The organism is Lamprocystis purpurea DSM 4197, assembly GCF_000379525.1.
Taxonomy (GTDB): Bacteria; Pseudomonadota; Gammaproteobacteria; order Chromatiales; family Chromatiaceae; genus Thiodictyon; species Thiodictyon purpureum.
Genome location: NZ_KB902540.1, coordinates 14,225 through 28,134, shown reverse-complemented (window position 1 = coordinate 28,134; position 13,910 = coordinate 14,225). Strand labels below are relative to the sequence as shown.

Below are 13,910 nucleotides of genomic sequence, written 5' to 3'. Positions count from 1 at the left end.
CTAAGAGGACATCCGGCACAGCAGATGCTTATGTCCTATAATGTAACTAGTGGAAAAATTTTGAGGGCTGTCCATCCAACCACGGAGGAGACGATGATAATCCATGAAATTTCGGATGATTTCTGGTGCAAGGTTGAACCCTTGTTGGCTCCCTTTAAGCGAACAAAATCCGGTGGCAGTCCGCCCCGTGATTTCCGCAGCATCTTGAACGGCATCTTCTACGTCCTGAAAACGGGCTGCCAGTGGCATTTTTTGCCGCCGTGCTATGGTTCGAAAAGTGCCGTCCACGAGCACTTTCAGCGCTGGGCGCACGCCGGCGTGTTTGCGGAGATTTTCCGCTTGTATGCTCAGGAGTATCACGCACTGAAGGGCATTCAGTGGGAGTGGCAGGCGATGGATGGGACCTTGCTGCAAGCCCCCGTCCGTGGCCAACCGGTGTGTCTGGCCGAGGAGGGGCTGGGGCGAAATCCGACGGACCGGGGGCGCAGCGGCAGCAAACTCCATCTACACGTCGAGCAACAGGGGGTCCCCTTGGCGATCGAGTTGGTCGGCGCGAACGTGCATGACAGTCGGTTGGTGTCCCCGACGTTGGCATTGGATGTGTTGCCGCGGCCCGCGCCGACCACCGAACACCCCCAACATCTGTGCTTGGACAAAGGTTACGACTACGCCCGGGTCGACACGGAAGTCGCGGAGAAGGCTTATGTGCCGCACATTCGCCGGATTGGCGAAGAGAAAACGACCGCGGGCGCGACCACCCAACCGGCGCGGCGCTGGGTCGTCGAGCGCACGATCGCTTGGTTGAAAGGATTTCGGGCGATTCGTACCCGCTACACGTGTTTGGGCGTGAATTTTAGGGCGTTGGTTGATTTGGCCTGTGCGCTGATTCTATCCGGGAAACTTGAAGCCGCGTGTTCGTAGATGCAAGCATATTGTGTGCCGGATATCCTCTAAGGACGGTTCGTCATGGAAGCCGCGCGGGCGTGTGCGCGGAAGATCGCGATCCTACTGCAAAACGCGGCCCGCGAATATCCCGCTGATCACGGGTCTCCCGGAGTGTCCGACCGATGGTCTGATCGGTTGTCCGACAAATGCCTGGACAAGGCTTGGACATCTAGCCGAATATTGGACCACAGAATCATCGATACCGAGGGCTGGCCGATTGACTGAGATGGACACGCAAAGCTCGCCGACCTATCGGATCGGCACGGTCTCGCGATTGACCGGAGTTCCGGCTGATACGCTGCGGGTGTGGGAACGCCGCTACAACGTGGTCACCCCAATCCGCTCGGAGGCCGGCACGCGACTCTATGCCGCGGAGGATGTGGGCCGCCTGACCCTGATCAAGCGTCTGGTGGAGCGGGGTGATGCGATCAGCAGCGTCGCTTCACTGAGCCTCGCCCAACTGCGTGAGCGGGTGAGCGGGGCGGATCTGTCGACCCCTGAGCCGGCCTGGGAGCGGCCCTGCAAGATCGCTGTCATGGGGGCAGGATTGGCGGGCCGACTGCGGGGCGGGGACCTTGACCTTGCGGGGGTGGAGATTCTGGGCCTGTTCGAGCGGCCGGAAGCCTTGCTGGCCGGGGTCGGCGCGGATGCGCCTGATTTGCTGCTGCTCGAGTATCCCACGGTGCACGCGGATCAGGTACGCGAGATCGGCCACCTGCTGGCCCAGTCCGGGGCCACGCGGGCGCTGCTGGTCTATCACTTCGCCTCGCGCGGGACCCTGGAGCGCCTCGAGGCGCGGCATATCACGACCAAACGGGCACCGCTCGAACTCGCCGAATTGCGGCGCTGGTGTATTGCTCTGCATCAGGGGCAGTCGGGTCAGCAGGCGGGCGCGCAGCGCTTGGCCGACGGGACCGCCGGTCCGGATGTCGATCTGTCCCAGCCGATCCCCGCCCGGCGTTTTGCCGATGCCCAGTTGGCCTGCATCGCCATGGCCTCACCGACCGTGCGCTGCGAGTGTCCGCACCATTTGGTGGATTTGGTCTCGGCCCTGTCCGCCTTCGAGGCCTACAGCGAGGAGTGCGAGGTCCGGCATGCCGATGACGCCGCCCTGCACGCTTACCTGCACGCCGCGACCGCCCATGCCCGGGCCACGATGGAAGCCGCTTTGGCGAAGGTCGTCGCGGCTGAGGGGATCGAGATCGAGCCGCAGTCGGGGTGACTGTGCAAGACCCCTCGACCAGCAGGCTGCCGGACTTCAAGCGATTCCCAGGCGGGCTTCGGCGACGCGACTTGTCCGGTCCTTCTGCCGGATCGAGCGGCGGCCTTGTCGGGAAATTCCTGACGTAGATACCCTGGTATTGCCGGAACGCCGAACAGGCTTTACTATTTCATATCCTGCCAGCCGGACCACAGGACCGCTCATGTTCAAGGCGATCTCGCGCAGTCTCCTGACCCCGCTCATCCTGGCCGGGCTCTATCTGATTCCGGTCAACCTGTTGCTGAATTTGCCGGCGGCCCAGCAGTGGCTGAACAGTCTGCAACCGGACGCACTGACGCTGACCTGGGACCGGGCCTGGTCCTGGTATCCGTTGCGGGTGCAGGTGCGCGGGCTCGCGGCGGATGGGCAGACCGCGGTTGAGCAATGGCAGGTGGATGCCGCTAGTGCCGGTGCTTCGGTTGCGCTGGTGCCTTTGCTGCGCGGCCAGATCCGCATCCACGACCTGGACCTCGATGACGTTCGGGTGCACCTGCGCCCGCGGCCGAAATCGGGGCAGGACGACCCGGCACTGCGCCCGTTCTACCCGGTGATCCGCCATCGTGACCCGACGGCCGTCGCCGCCGCGCCGCCGCCGGCCGGCGGACCGCTGGTGCTGGCGGTGGAAAACCTGCGTCTCACCGGCGAGACGCAAGCCTGGATCGGTCACATTCGCACGGCCCTCACCGGCACCCTGGGCGGCAGCTTCAGTCTGGATACCGGCTCCGGACAGGTGGGGCTGGCCAATGCCGACCTTGATCTACGGCTGTCGGCGTTGGCGATCGGCCCGGACAAGGATTTGCTGCGCGACGCGGCGGTGCGCGGCCGGATCGAGGTGCAGCCCTTCGTCATGACCGCGATCAGCGGCCTGGACGCGCTGCGACTGCTGATGATCAACGCCGAGGTCGACCTGCCGGTCGGACGCCTGAACGCCCTGAACCACCTGCTGCATCTGGACGGCCTCACGCTGGACGGCAGCGGACGGCTGCACGGGCGGCTGCATCTGGAGCACGGCGATCTGCGCGGCGATACGGATCTCGTGCTCGACGCCGATCGGTTGCGCACCGGGATCGGACAGTTCGGCTTCGCTGGGCATGGCAGGGTGCAAGTGCGGGTCGATCCTCAGGATGAGCAGGATTTAGTGGTGCGCTTCGCGACCTTGGAGGTGCTGCTGGCCGAGGACGGGGCTGGCGCAAGATCCGATCGCAAACCGGCAACCCACGCTCTGGGCGAGTTGCCGGAAGCCGCGCTACGGCCGCTCTACAGCGGGCAAGATGTGTCCGTGACGCTGCACCTTGCCGCGCCGGACCGCAAGCACGACATCACTCGGCTGATCGTGGCGATCCCGGAATTCGCGGTGCCTGAATTGGCCGTGTACCAGCAGTTCTTGCCTCCTCAGACCGGCCTGGTGCTGCACGGCGGCCAGGGTCGGTTGTCTGGACGCGCCGAGCTGTCACGCGAGACGCTGGTGCTGGATCTGACGCTGACGGGCGCCGACGCGGATCTCGCCTACCGTAAGCAACGCCTTAGTGCCGATCTGGACCTGCGGTTGCGGATCGCGGGGCAGGCGGCGGCGGGGGAGCGCCGGGCACCGAACCATCGGACGAAACGGCGGGCGAAGCCGGCGGCGGTGCTGGATCTGAGCGGCAGCCAACTGCGTCTGGACGATGTCCGGGTCACCCTGCCGGATCAGGCCGAACCGCGCCCCTGGCAGGCCGCCCTCGTCATCGCGGAGGGTCACGTTCAGTTACCGCTCACGGGTGCGGAGCTGGCGCATGGCGCCATGCTGTCCCTGGCCGAGCGCATCGCTCACCGCGGGGCTGCCGCCTTCCTGGACATGACGGACGCGCGGTTGCGGGCCCGGTTGGACGCGCCGCAACTCAACTGGATCGCGGCGCTGATTCACCATCCGATGGGCCTTGCATTGCGCGGCAGCGGTGCGGTGGATGTGGATTTGCGGCTGGTGGACGGCTGGCTTGGCACCGACAGCGCATTGGTGGTGAAGACTCAGGACCTTGGCATCGATCTGCTGGATCACTCGGCGACCGGGGCGGGTGACGTCAAGCTGCGGGTCGAGCAGGGCGGGCGCCATCCGTTGCTGGCGCTGGATGCCGGGTTGACCGATGCCCGCCTGGGGCCCGCGGATGCGCCGCGCCCGGAGTTGGAGCAGGCGCGTTTCGAACTCGCGGTGCGGGCGCGCAATCCGGATGCGCACGGCCGGGGCGCCATCACGACGATCGATCTGCGTGTGCCGACGGCGCGGGTCAGGGACATGAGTGTCTACAACCCCTATCTGCCGCCGCAGAGTCCGTTGCGGTTCGTTGCCGGCGAGGCCGAGGTCAGTGCCGACCTGTCCCTGGCGCCCAATCAGGTCAAAGGGCAAGCGATCCTCAACGGCCAGCGGCTGCGGATGCAAGTGGCCGGTGAGGACATCACGACTGATCTGCGCCTGGATGTCCTGGTGCGCGACGGCGATTTGGCCAAGCGGCGCTTCAACATCGCCGGCAGCGCGCTGCGCCTGCGCCGGGTGCAGGTGACCGGCAATGCGCAGACGCACAAGCAACCGGACTGGCATGCCCTGGTACAGGCGGAACGGGCGCAGGTGCAGTGGAGCCGGCCGCTCACGCTGGATTTGGCGGCGGACATCATGGTCGCCGACTCCCGTCCATTCGTTGCCGTACTCGATCAGCAGCGCGGAAAACATGATTGGATTGATCAGTTATTGACTGTCAAAGACTTGGCGGGTCGGGTCGAACTGGCCATCGACCAAGCGGGCACCCGACTGCCGCACCTGCTGCTCGGCAGCCGCGAGCTCGAGGTCGGCGTCAAGGGCCGGGCCACCGCCGCCGGTCCGGAGGGTGTGGTCTACGCCCGCTTCCACAATCTGGCCGGGTTGCTGGCGCAGCAGGGCAAGACCCGGCACTTCGAGCTGACCGACGCCCGCCGCCGGTTCGACGCCTATGTGGCGGACGCGACACCCCTGGAACAGTCCGCGGGGGAGCAGGCTTCGGCCAGTCATGCCGCGGCCGACGGTGCCAAGACGTCCGCCGCTTCCGGCACCCATCCGGGCGCTTCGCACCCGGTGGTTGCCCCCAAGGCACCGAAGCAATCGGAAAACCCATTCCTGGAAAGTGATGGCTGATCCTCAGGCGATTGCGCCGGCGCGGAACAACGACAGGATGCGCCGAGGATCAGCTTCCTGGGTTCGCGCATACAACATGGTATTTTGCGCGGTCTTCATCGCCGGCAAATGGCGCCGTCACTCGGTAGCCTGTGCACCTAACGTGCTATTGTCAGACCCTGAGCCCCGGCCTCATCCCGCCAACCGATCACTGCCCCCGAGACGGATTTTGAATCATGACTGATATCCCCTCGCGCTCCACCCCTGACACGCACCAGCGGGGCGCCGACAAGGTTGCGCGTATCCCGATCAAGGTCGAGCCGGTCGCGGAGGTGCTGCGTAAGCCCTCCTGGATCCGCGCCCAGGCGCCGCTTGGCGAGGGTGTGGCGCGGATCAAGCGCCTGCTGCGCGAGGCGCAATTGGCCACGGTGTGTGAGGAAGCCAACTGCCCGAATCTGGGTGAGTGTTTCAATCACGGCACTGCCACCTTCATGATTCTCGGCGATGTCTGTACCCGCCGTTGTCCCTTCTGCGACGTCGCCCACGGCCGTCCCCAGCCGGTCGATCCGGCGGAGCCGGGGCACCTGGCGCAGTCGATCGCGGCCATGGGGCTGCGTTATGTGGTCATCACCTCGGTGGATCGGGACGACCTGCGCGACGGTGGCGCCGGACACTTCGCCGACTGTTTGCGCGCCGTGCGTGCCGGCTGCCCCGAGACCCGGCTGGAGGTCCTGGTGCCGGACTTTCGCGGCCGTCAGGCGGTCGCCCTGGAGCAGTTCCAGGGCGCGGCGGTTCCGGATGTGTTCAACCACAACCTGGAGACGGTGCCCCGGCTCTATGCCCAGGCGCGCCCTGGGGCGGACTATCAGGGGTCGCTCGATCTGCTCGCCGAATTCAAGTCGCGCCACGATGCGGTGCCCACCAAGTCCGGCATCATGCTCGGGCTGGGGGAGGCCTGCGACGAGGTGCTGGCGGTGATGGCGGATCTGCGTGCTCACGGCTGCGACCTGCTGACCCTGGGGCAATATCTCCAGCCGAGCCGCGATCATCTGCCGGTGCGGCGCTACTGGACGCCTGAGGAGTTCGCGGCCTTGCGGCGGGCCGGGGAGGCCCTGGGCTTCACCAATGTGGCGAGTGGCCCCATGGTCCGTTCGTCCTACCACGCGGACCGTCAGGCGCAGGGTCTGGTGGGCGCCTGAGCCCGGCGCCCAGTCTCCGATGCCCGATTGGCTCACGCTCGCGGTCGCCTTCCTGACCTTCATGGGCCTGATCATCACGGTGCAGGCGGTGGACCGTTATGCCGCCGGGCGTTTCGGCTACCGGCCCTTCGCCTTGCCCAACCTGGCTTTCATGCTCATCCCCCACGGCCTGCTCGCCGCCTGGCTGATCACCTGGTGGTCGACCGGCCAGCCGGCCGCGGCTGCGGTCGTAGCAACACCGGCAGCGGCCCGGTGGGCGCCGGCCGTACTGGGGACCGCGATGGCGATCGGTCTGTTCCTGATCCTGTGGCGGCGCACCAGTGCCTGGATCGCGCTGTTCGCGGTACCGGTCATGGCGGCGGGTGCCTCGGTGCTGCTGGTTTCGGGCCTGTTCGGCGAACTGGCGCGGGCTGGTGCGGGGCGGGATCGCTGAGCCTGCCGGCCGTGAAGGAAGTGCCCCGCACCCCGTGACATGAAAGCCCCCGTGGGAGCGGCCTCCGGCCGCGATGCGGTTTCGCCGGGTGTTACGGTGTCAACATGCACCGCGCCGTCCCATCGCGGCCGGAGGCCGCTCCCACAGGTGTTCAGCCGTACGTTTAGTGGTATTTTGGTTGCCGGCCAGCGCAGCCATCCGGTGACTCCCCGCAGTGCCGGAATTGCTGCCAACCTTTGTTCCAACTCAACGGGAGACCTGATGCCATGACGGCCTACAGTGCGATCAAGACCCTGCTCATGCCGCCCGGAATCATCATCCTGATGCTTCTGGCGGCGTTCTTTCTGGTCCGCGGTGTCCTGGGACGTGTGCTCCTGTTCGGCGCGGCCTCCTTGCTTGCCCTGATGAGTGTGCCGGTGGTGGCGATGCTGTTGATGGCGCCGCTGGAACCCTATCCGCCCCTTGATGTCCGTGCGCCGCTGCCGTCGCAGCCTCAGGCGATCCTGGTGCTGGGCGCCGGGCTTTACCATGACGCGCCCGAATATCAGCGCGACACGATCGATGGGTTCAGCTTGCAGCGGTCGCGTTACGCAGCCTGGCTCCATCGGGCGACCGGTCTGCCGATCTATGTCAGCGGCGGCGCGGTCACGGCCGGCGAGCCGGCGGTAGGTGAGGCGATGGCGCGCGTGTTGCGCGAGGAGTTCCAGGTCCCGGTGGCCGGGGTCGAGAGCAACAGCCGAACCAGTTGGGAGAACGCGGCTTTCTCCAAACCCATGCTGGAGCGGGCCGGGGTGTCGCGCGTGCTGCTGGTGAGCAGTGCCTGGCATCTGCCGCGGGCGATGGAAGCCTTCGAGCGGGCCGGTGTCGCCGTCGTCCCGGCGCCGACCGGGTTCATCACGGGTCCGGGCTGGCAGGACACGCTGGCCCTGGCCGATTGGCTGCCGTCCGCGGCAGCCTTCAACATCAGCTACTACGCCGTCCACGAACATCTGGGGCGAGTCTGGTACCAAGTACGCCAATGGGTGTCGGGCGCGCCGCGCCTGGCGCCGGCGGCCGACTAGCAGCCTGTCGGACTTTAGGCGATTTCCGAATAAGACGCTATCAAGAATCAAGCTCCGTAGGAGCCCGCTTGCGGGCGACGTGACCTGCCGGAATCGCGTCATTGTGCCCCNCCCGTCGCCCGCAAGCGGGCTCCTACGGGTTGGATTTTTCGCGGAAATCACCTGACGTTAGATTGTGGAGCAACAAAAAGCCTTGATGTTGACTCATACCCTAATCCTAGGGGCTAAGTCCGACAGGCTGCTAGGGGGCGTTCCGGTCGTTGTCGTAATCGAGTTTACGATGTCCACGAAGATGCTGTCGCACTGATGCGTCAGTGCCGCACGTGGCGAATCGAAACCCGATCGAAGCGGCTGCTCATGCCAGAGTTGAATCGCTTATCCCATTACGATTACGACAACGACAACGCGGGCCGCGGATCGCTCAGTCAAACCGCAACGGCGCCACCGTGCCCGCGGCGCGGTAGGCCAGGTAATCGGCCAGCACGGTCGCATGATCGAAGGCGAGTTGCGCGGGGAGCGCGTCGAGCGCAAAGACCTGCACGGCGCGGGCATCATCCAAGGCCGCGGGCTCGCCGCGCGCCTCGGCCACATAGACGGCGGTGACCGTGTGGCCGCGCGGGTCGCGGGCCGGGTGCGAATAGAGGCCGAGCAGGGCGCGCAGCCGTACGTGCAGCCCGGTCTCCTCCAGGGCTTCGCGAACCGCGGCCTGTTCCAGCCGTTCGCCGCAGTCGACGAAACCGCCGGGGATGGCCCAGCCAGGGGGCGGGTTGAGACGCTCGATCAACACGATCGGACGGCCGGGGCGGTCGATCAGTTCGATGATGGCGTCCGCGGTCACCAAGGGTGTCACAGGGACTGGCATAGTGATGGCCTCCGGCAGTTGTTGATCAGTCAGTCCCGCGCCGCGGGACATGGTCGTTGTAGCGTTCCATGAGATAGCCCAGACAGTCCTGGCGGATCACCGTCAGGTCGCGGGTGAGCATGGCGGGCATCACCGGGCGGCGCAGTTTGATCTCCCCGTCTTCGAGTTGAAAAAAGCGCTTGGCTACGTCGTTGCCGTCCTCGTCGCGCACCATGAATCCGAGCCCATGGTCGCCGGTGCGCAGGCTGGCAAAGGGGGTCCCGCGGGGCAGTTCCCGGAAGTTGAAGTGTTCGATCTCCGGATTGAGAACCAATTCGGCCTCGGTCGGCGGCAGGCCGATGCTCAGCTCGGGCGGCACCATGACCTGCGCGACACTGTGGAACAGGTCGATGTCGTGGGCTGCCACCGCGTGGTTCGGCACCTCCAGCAGATGCAGGGCGGCATCGACCAGGGTGCGGGCGTGCGCGACGCCCGCGGCCTCGCCGACCTTGCCGCATTCGAGCGTGACCGCCGGGCCGAGGTCCGCGAAGGCCGCGGACTGGGTCCCGATGGGGCGGGTGAAATAGACCACGGTCCGTCCGAACAGGGTGGCCAGGTGCAGGGAGCGGTGATCCAGACGGTCGACGCAGGCGTAATGCGGGTTGGCGCCGGTGTTGTTGTGCAGGTCGATACTGGCAAAGACACCGCGGCGGGTCATGCGCTCGAAGACGGCCGTCATCACCTCATGCTCGGGTGTAAGCGGGTGATCGCCCCCGGGCCAGATCCGGTTGTAATCGGGTTGTTCCGGCAGATGGCGGGCGCCGCTGGCCGCCGCGGCGACATTGCCGATGAACAGGCTCAGGGCGCGCGGCAGACGCGGCTCACCGAAGCGCGCGATGCGCTCAGAGAGCAGGGCGCGCATCGCGTCCCAGCCCACCGTCTCGTTGCCATGCAGCAGCACCGACACGAAGAGCGGCGGCTGCCGGGTTCCCGACAGATGAATCAGCGTCGGCGCACCGAGCAGGCGGTGCAGGTCGCGGCTGTCGGCCACGAGCAGGCCGGCGGGGAGGTGATCGAGTTCTTGCAGCATGTGGGTCCGATTCCAGGTTCGTTGAATGGCGCGGCCCGGCGGTCTAGTCCAGGGTCCAGGTGTGCACCGGCCGGCCGCCCCGCTGATGCTCCAGATAGGCTGCGACCAAACTCCGCATGTCCGCTCCGTGATGTTCCACCCAGGCGCGTTGCCAGTGGGCGCCGGTGCGCGGTCGCTCCAGCCGGGCGTCGATGATGCCGAGCCAGTGGTCGATTTCGCAGCGGTCGGCGCCGACCGCGGCGAGCCCGCGCCGCGCCCGCGGCAGCAAGTCCTGTGCGAGGATATCCGAAACCGGGCGGTCATGGCCGTCCATCCAGAGTATGGACGTCACGGGTCCAGGATGCCGGACGATAGTCGAGGTCCGCCGGATACCCTGGGCGGGTGACCTGGAACCATCACGGGGAGACGCTCGATCAGTCTGAGCCGCACATCAACTGTCTTCCGGCCAGATCCGATGCAGCAGCGCAACCAGATCGGCATCGCCGCGCCCGGCCAGGGCGTCGGCCAGCCGGCGGCGCAACCGCTGGTTGCCGCGATAGACGGCCAGATCCTTGATCAGCCGCTCGCTGATCCGCCGCTCGCCGTCAGCCACCAGTGACAGCAGCCAGTCGAACGCCTGATCGCCGCGGTGCAACACCGCGCCCTTGAGCAGGACTTGCTCCGCGGCGCCTTTGTAGGGCGCCGCATCCCAGCGGGTACGCAGTTCAACGAGCGCCGCGGGGACTCTGGATTCGCCCAATGCCAGGGCCGCCACTTCGCGCAGGTCGGGGTCGCGCTGGTCCAGAAAGCGGCCGACGAAAGGGGCGGTCGCTTCAGACTCCAAGCGCAGCAGGGCCAGCAGGCAGGCGCCCGTGACCTCGGGTTCAGCATCGCCGGCCTGCGCCTTGGTGCGCAGGACCGATTCGGCCGCGATGGGCTCGCAACAGGCGATGGCGTCCATGACCCCGGCGCGCACCCGCGGTTCCGGGTCGATCAGCAGTAGCGTCAGTTCGGGCAAGGCGCGGGCGTAAGCCGTCGCGGCCAGACCCATGGCGGCAGTGATACGAACGTCCACCGCGGTGTCCTGACTGCCGCCCCAGGTCGGTTCCGGTTGGCGATAGCGCAGGGCGGTGAGGAAGAAGGTCACATCGGCGCAGTCGAGCGCCACCAGGGCACGGGCGGTGGCGCCCTTGGCGGTGCATTGGGGGTCCTGGGTGTGGCTAAGATCAGCCAGTCGGCGGAAGGCGGCGATCAGATCCGCCTCCAGTGGATAGACGAGCCGGTCGCCCGCGTGTCCGGCCGCGAGCGCGACCAGCCGGTAGTGGGGATCGGCAAGCGCGGTGCGCAGCACCTCGAGCGGCGCGGTGCCGGCGGCAATGGTCTCCCGCAACTCGGCGAGGCGGGTGTCAAGAGCAATGGTGCGGCGTTTCGGCATACGAGAAAGACAAGTGAGTCGTCTTACCCACCCGCCGCCAGCCGACGGATGCGTGCGGCCAGCGGCTCATCGACGATCAGCTCGAAATAGTGCCGCCGGTCCGGTTCGACCGGCCCCAGCGCATCACCGTACCAGTCGCGGACCGGGGCATGGCGCAGTACGATCCAATGGACGCGTCCGCCGTGATCCTCGTGGTTGCCGATGAAGAACAGACTTTCCGGGGCCTCCTGCTCGGGCAGGCGCAATTGGGTCATGGGCAGTTCCTCCTGGAGCTTGAGGAAGGCGGTCTCATCGAGTTTGACGCCGTTGACGTTGTAGTTGAGTAAGTCGCGGCCGGGGCCGGCGCGTTCGCCGCCGATGGCGTCACGCACGACGGTGACCCGGAAGGCGGGATTGGTCGGCTGGAAGCCGGAGCGCAGCAGCAGCCCGGAGCAGGACGAGAGTCGGTCCGCCTGATTGATGGCGCTGGAGATCATGATCGGCCGGCCCTCGTCATAGAGGAAGTTGGGCTCGCGTCGCGAGAACGACAGACCGAGCCCCAACTCCAATTCGGGCAGATCGTTCTGGCGATTGCGGACATTCTGCAGGGTCACGACCTGGAGCACCTTGCGTGCCAGGCGGCAGGCCCGGGTGACCGTCAGGCTGGGGCCGTCGTCCAGGTATTCATAGAGCGCGACGATGACCGCGTCACCCTCCACGAACAGTTTGTCCGCGCCGAACTCGGGCAGCAGTTGATTGACCGGATCGAACAGGCTCAGGCTGAAATGGGAGGCGGGGTTGAGTCCGCGCGCGCGCAACTCCTCGGTGATCAGGGTGGAACCGCGCACATCTGCCTTGAGCACCGCATGGGCGCGAATGCGCCGGTTGCGCGGGCCGCCTTCACCGCGGCAGGGGAATTCGTAGAGGCTGCCGTTCGAGCGTGATAGGCGGCACTCATCCTCCTCCTCCACCAGGTGGATGTCGTCCAGCACGTCGAAGGTCTTATAGGCGAGCTTCAGGTCCCGGCGCAGGGTCAGGAAGTCGACGAGATAGCGGCCCATGAGCGCCTGTCGTTGTCCGGGCGTCTGGCGCTTGCGGGCGATCTGCATCCGCTCCAGCAACTGAGAGACGGCGAGCGGATCCGGACCGCCGCGCAGCGTGGCAATGCGCTGCGCCAGGGCGCGGCGGCTGAGGCGCTCTTTTGCGTAGTCCATCACCAAGGAGAAGGGCAACGGGTAACCCAGTTGACGGCGCAGCGCGGGCAGGGCATAGGTGCATTCGATGGCATCGCCTAACCCGGCGACATCCAGGCTGGCGACGAGTTGCCCGACCAGGTCGTGTTGAAACAGGTCCCAGTCCGGAAACTGCCAGCGGGCGGCGGTGCCTTGGGCGCGGCCCTCGCCGCCCCCCTCATCGGCGGCTGGCCCCGCGTTGAGAAAGAGCCGCAGATTCGCCGGCTCGTCGAGCCAGGTGGTCAGACCTTGCCGGTATTCCACCCGGGGGACGAACCCGGCGAGCAGGATCTCGGTGGCGACGAAGCCGCGCAGTTGGCCCTGATCGCGACGCCCAAGGGTCGACGGGTGACTGTCCTGAGGTTCGGGCAATGTCGCGCTGGTCAGCCAGGTCGGCAGGTAGTCGGCGAAGGTCGTGGTCAGGCACGCCGCGGTTCGCGTCAACCAGTCGTTGATCCCGGACTCGGCCATCCAGCCGATCGGATAATCGGCGGCGAGTGCCGGCCCTTCCCCCACATCCGGGATGAACAGGATCGGATTGAAGAGAATGCTCTCGGGCACCGGCCAGTGTTTGCCGAGGACGGCGGCACGCAGGGCCTGGACCTGGACGGTTTCGAACTTGCGGATTTGGCGAAACAGAATCTGCGCCACCCGCCGCTGCATGCCCTGCGCCTGGCGGGTCACCAGGACCAGGTGTTCGTGCAGACCAATATGGTCCGCTGCCGCCCCGTCCGGCTCGGACTGAAGCTGCGCCTTGAGTGCCTCCTGGAGGGCCAGGGGTTCGCGCGCCGTCAGTTGCAGCAGAAACTTGAGCAAGGCGAGCGCAAGCAGCACCACCTGGTCGCGCGAGTCTTTGTCGGGGCGGCGCTCCAGCGCCGATTCGAACAGACAGAGGTAGGTTTCGCGTAAGGCCGCCAGATCGTCGCTGCCGACCAACTGTTCGGGGATGCGCCGCGACAAGCTGAGGGCGTCTTCGCGGACCAACTCGCGAACGGTCGCAACGGCCTGGTCGCGGAAGCGTGCGCTGAGCAGGCAGTCGATGTGCGCGTTGTCGATGCCCTTGCGGCACCCGTCCAGTGAGATACTCCACGGGTAAGGCCGAACCAGTGGCTCAGAGAACTCCGCAAGACTAGGGCGCCAATGCATTTTCTTCGTATGGTGCGTTAAAGGCCGGTAGGGTTGCGGGCAGACCGGCAGCGTGCGCCGCGGTCCCCCAACGTTCGGCGTGCGTAACGGCTGATCACCCGGCGCGGCGGCAGGCGGTGCCGGCGGCGGGGTCTGCTAGACTGCGCGCGTTCACCCGCACCATCGTGCGTGCAGGCTGGAACAGGATCATA

Annotated in this window: 11 protein-coding genes; 6 read left to right on the top strand and 5 right to left on the bottom strand. The window is 66.5% G+C overall.

From position 1 onward, the window contains the following. The 6 genes from A39O_RS0126300 to A39O_RS0126275 form a co-directional block, all read left to right on the top strand. On the top strand, positions 1 to 921 hold a 921-nt coding region (locus A39O_RS0126300; protein WP_211211738.1), incomplete at its 5' end, for an IS5 family transposase. A 250-nt stretch (positions 922 to 1,171) separates the two neighbouring features. Next, on the top strand, positions 1,172 to 2,167 hold the full coding sequence (locus A39O_RS0126295; RefSeq protein WP_020507644.1) for a MerR family transcriptional regulator: 996 nt from the start codon (positions 1,172 to 1,174) through the stop codon (positions 2,165 to 2,167). A gap of 202 nt (positions 2,168 to 2,369) precedes the next feature. After that, positions 2,370 to 5,345, top strand: coding sequence for a hypothetical protein (locus tag A39O_RS0126290; RefSeq protein ID WP_020507643.1), 2,976 nt, complete (start codon positions 2,370 to 2,372; stop codon positions 5,343 to 5,345). A gap of 215 nt (positions 5,346 to 5,560) precedes the next feature. After that, positions 5,561 to 6,523 carry a lipoyl synthase gene (lipA, locus tag A39O_RS0126285; protein ID WP_020507642.1) on the top strand — a complete coding sequence of 321 codons (963 nt, stop codon included), beginning with the start codon at positions 5,561 to 5,563 and terminating at the stop codon, positions 6,521 to 6,523. Positions 6,524 to 6,542: 19 nt separating this feature from the next. After that, complete coding sequence (locus A39O_RS0126280; protein WP_020507641.1) at positions 6,543 to 6,956, top strand: hypothetical protein; 414 nt, start codon at positions 6,543 to 6,545, stop codon at positions 6,954 to 6,956. Between the two features lie 266 nt (positions 6,957 to 7,222). After that, complete coding sequence (locus A39O_RS0126275) at positions 7,223 to 8,017, top strand: YdcF family protein (protein ID WP_020507640.1); 795 nt, start codon at positions 7,223 to 7,225, stop codon at positions 8,015 to 8,017. Positions 8,018 to 8,438: 421 nt separating this feature from the next. On the opposite strand, the gene A39O_RS0126265 is transcribed toward A39O_RS0126275, so the two are convergent. The 5 genes from A39O_RS0126265 to A39O_RS0126245 all read right to left on the bottom strand — a co-directional run bounded on the left by A39O_RS0126265 (position 8,439) and on the right by A39O_RS0126245 (position 13,719). Continuing rightward, positions 8,439 to 8,879: an NUDIX domain-containing protein gene (locus A39O_RS0126265; RefSeq protein WP_026199752.1), complete on the bottom strand. Its 441-nt coding sequence runs from the start codon at positions 8,877 to 8,879 to the stop codon at positions 8,439 to 8,441. A gap of 25 nt (positions 8,880 to 8,904) precedes the next feature. Next, entirely contained in the window at positions 8,905 to 9,948 is a 1,044-nt protein-coding gene (locus tag A39O_RS0126260; protein WP_020507637.1) for a M14 family metallopeptidase, read from the bottom strand. Positions 9,949 to 9,991: 43 nt separating this feature from the next. Then, on the bottom strand, positions 9,992 to 10,279 hold the full coding sequence (locus tag A39O_RS0126255) for a hypothetical protein (RefSeq protein ID WP_157640430.1): 288 nt from the start codon (positions 10,277 to 10,279) through the stop codon (positions 9,992 to 9,994). A gap of 99 nt (positions 10,280 to 10,378) precedes the next feature. After that, complete coding sequence (locus A39O_RS0126250; RefSeq protein ID WP_020507635.1) at positions 10,379 to 11,362, bottom strand: HEAT repeat domain-containing protein; 984 nt, start codon at positions 11,360 to 11,362, stop codon at positions 10,379 to 10,381. Between the two features lie 23 nt (positions 11,363 to 11,385). Next, a complete protein-coding gene (locus A39O_RS0126245) occupies positions 11,386 to 13,719 on the bottom strand; it encodes a hypothetical protein (protein WP_020507634.1) in 2,334 nt (777 codons plus the stop codon). Positions 13,720 to 13,910 lie beyond the last annotated feature (191 nt).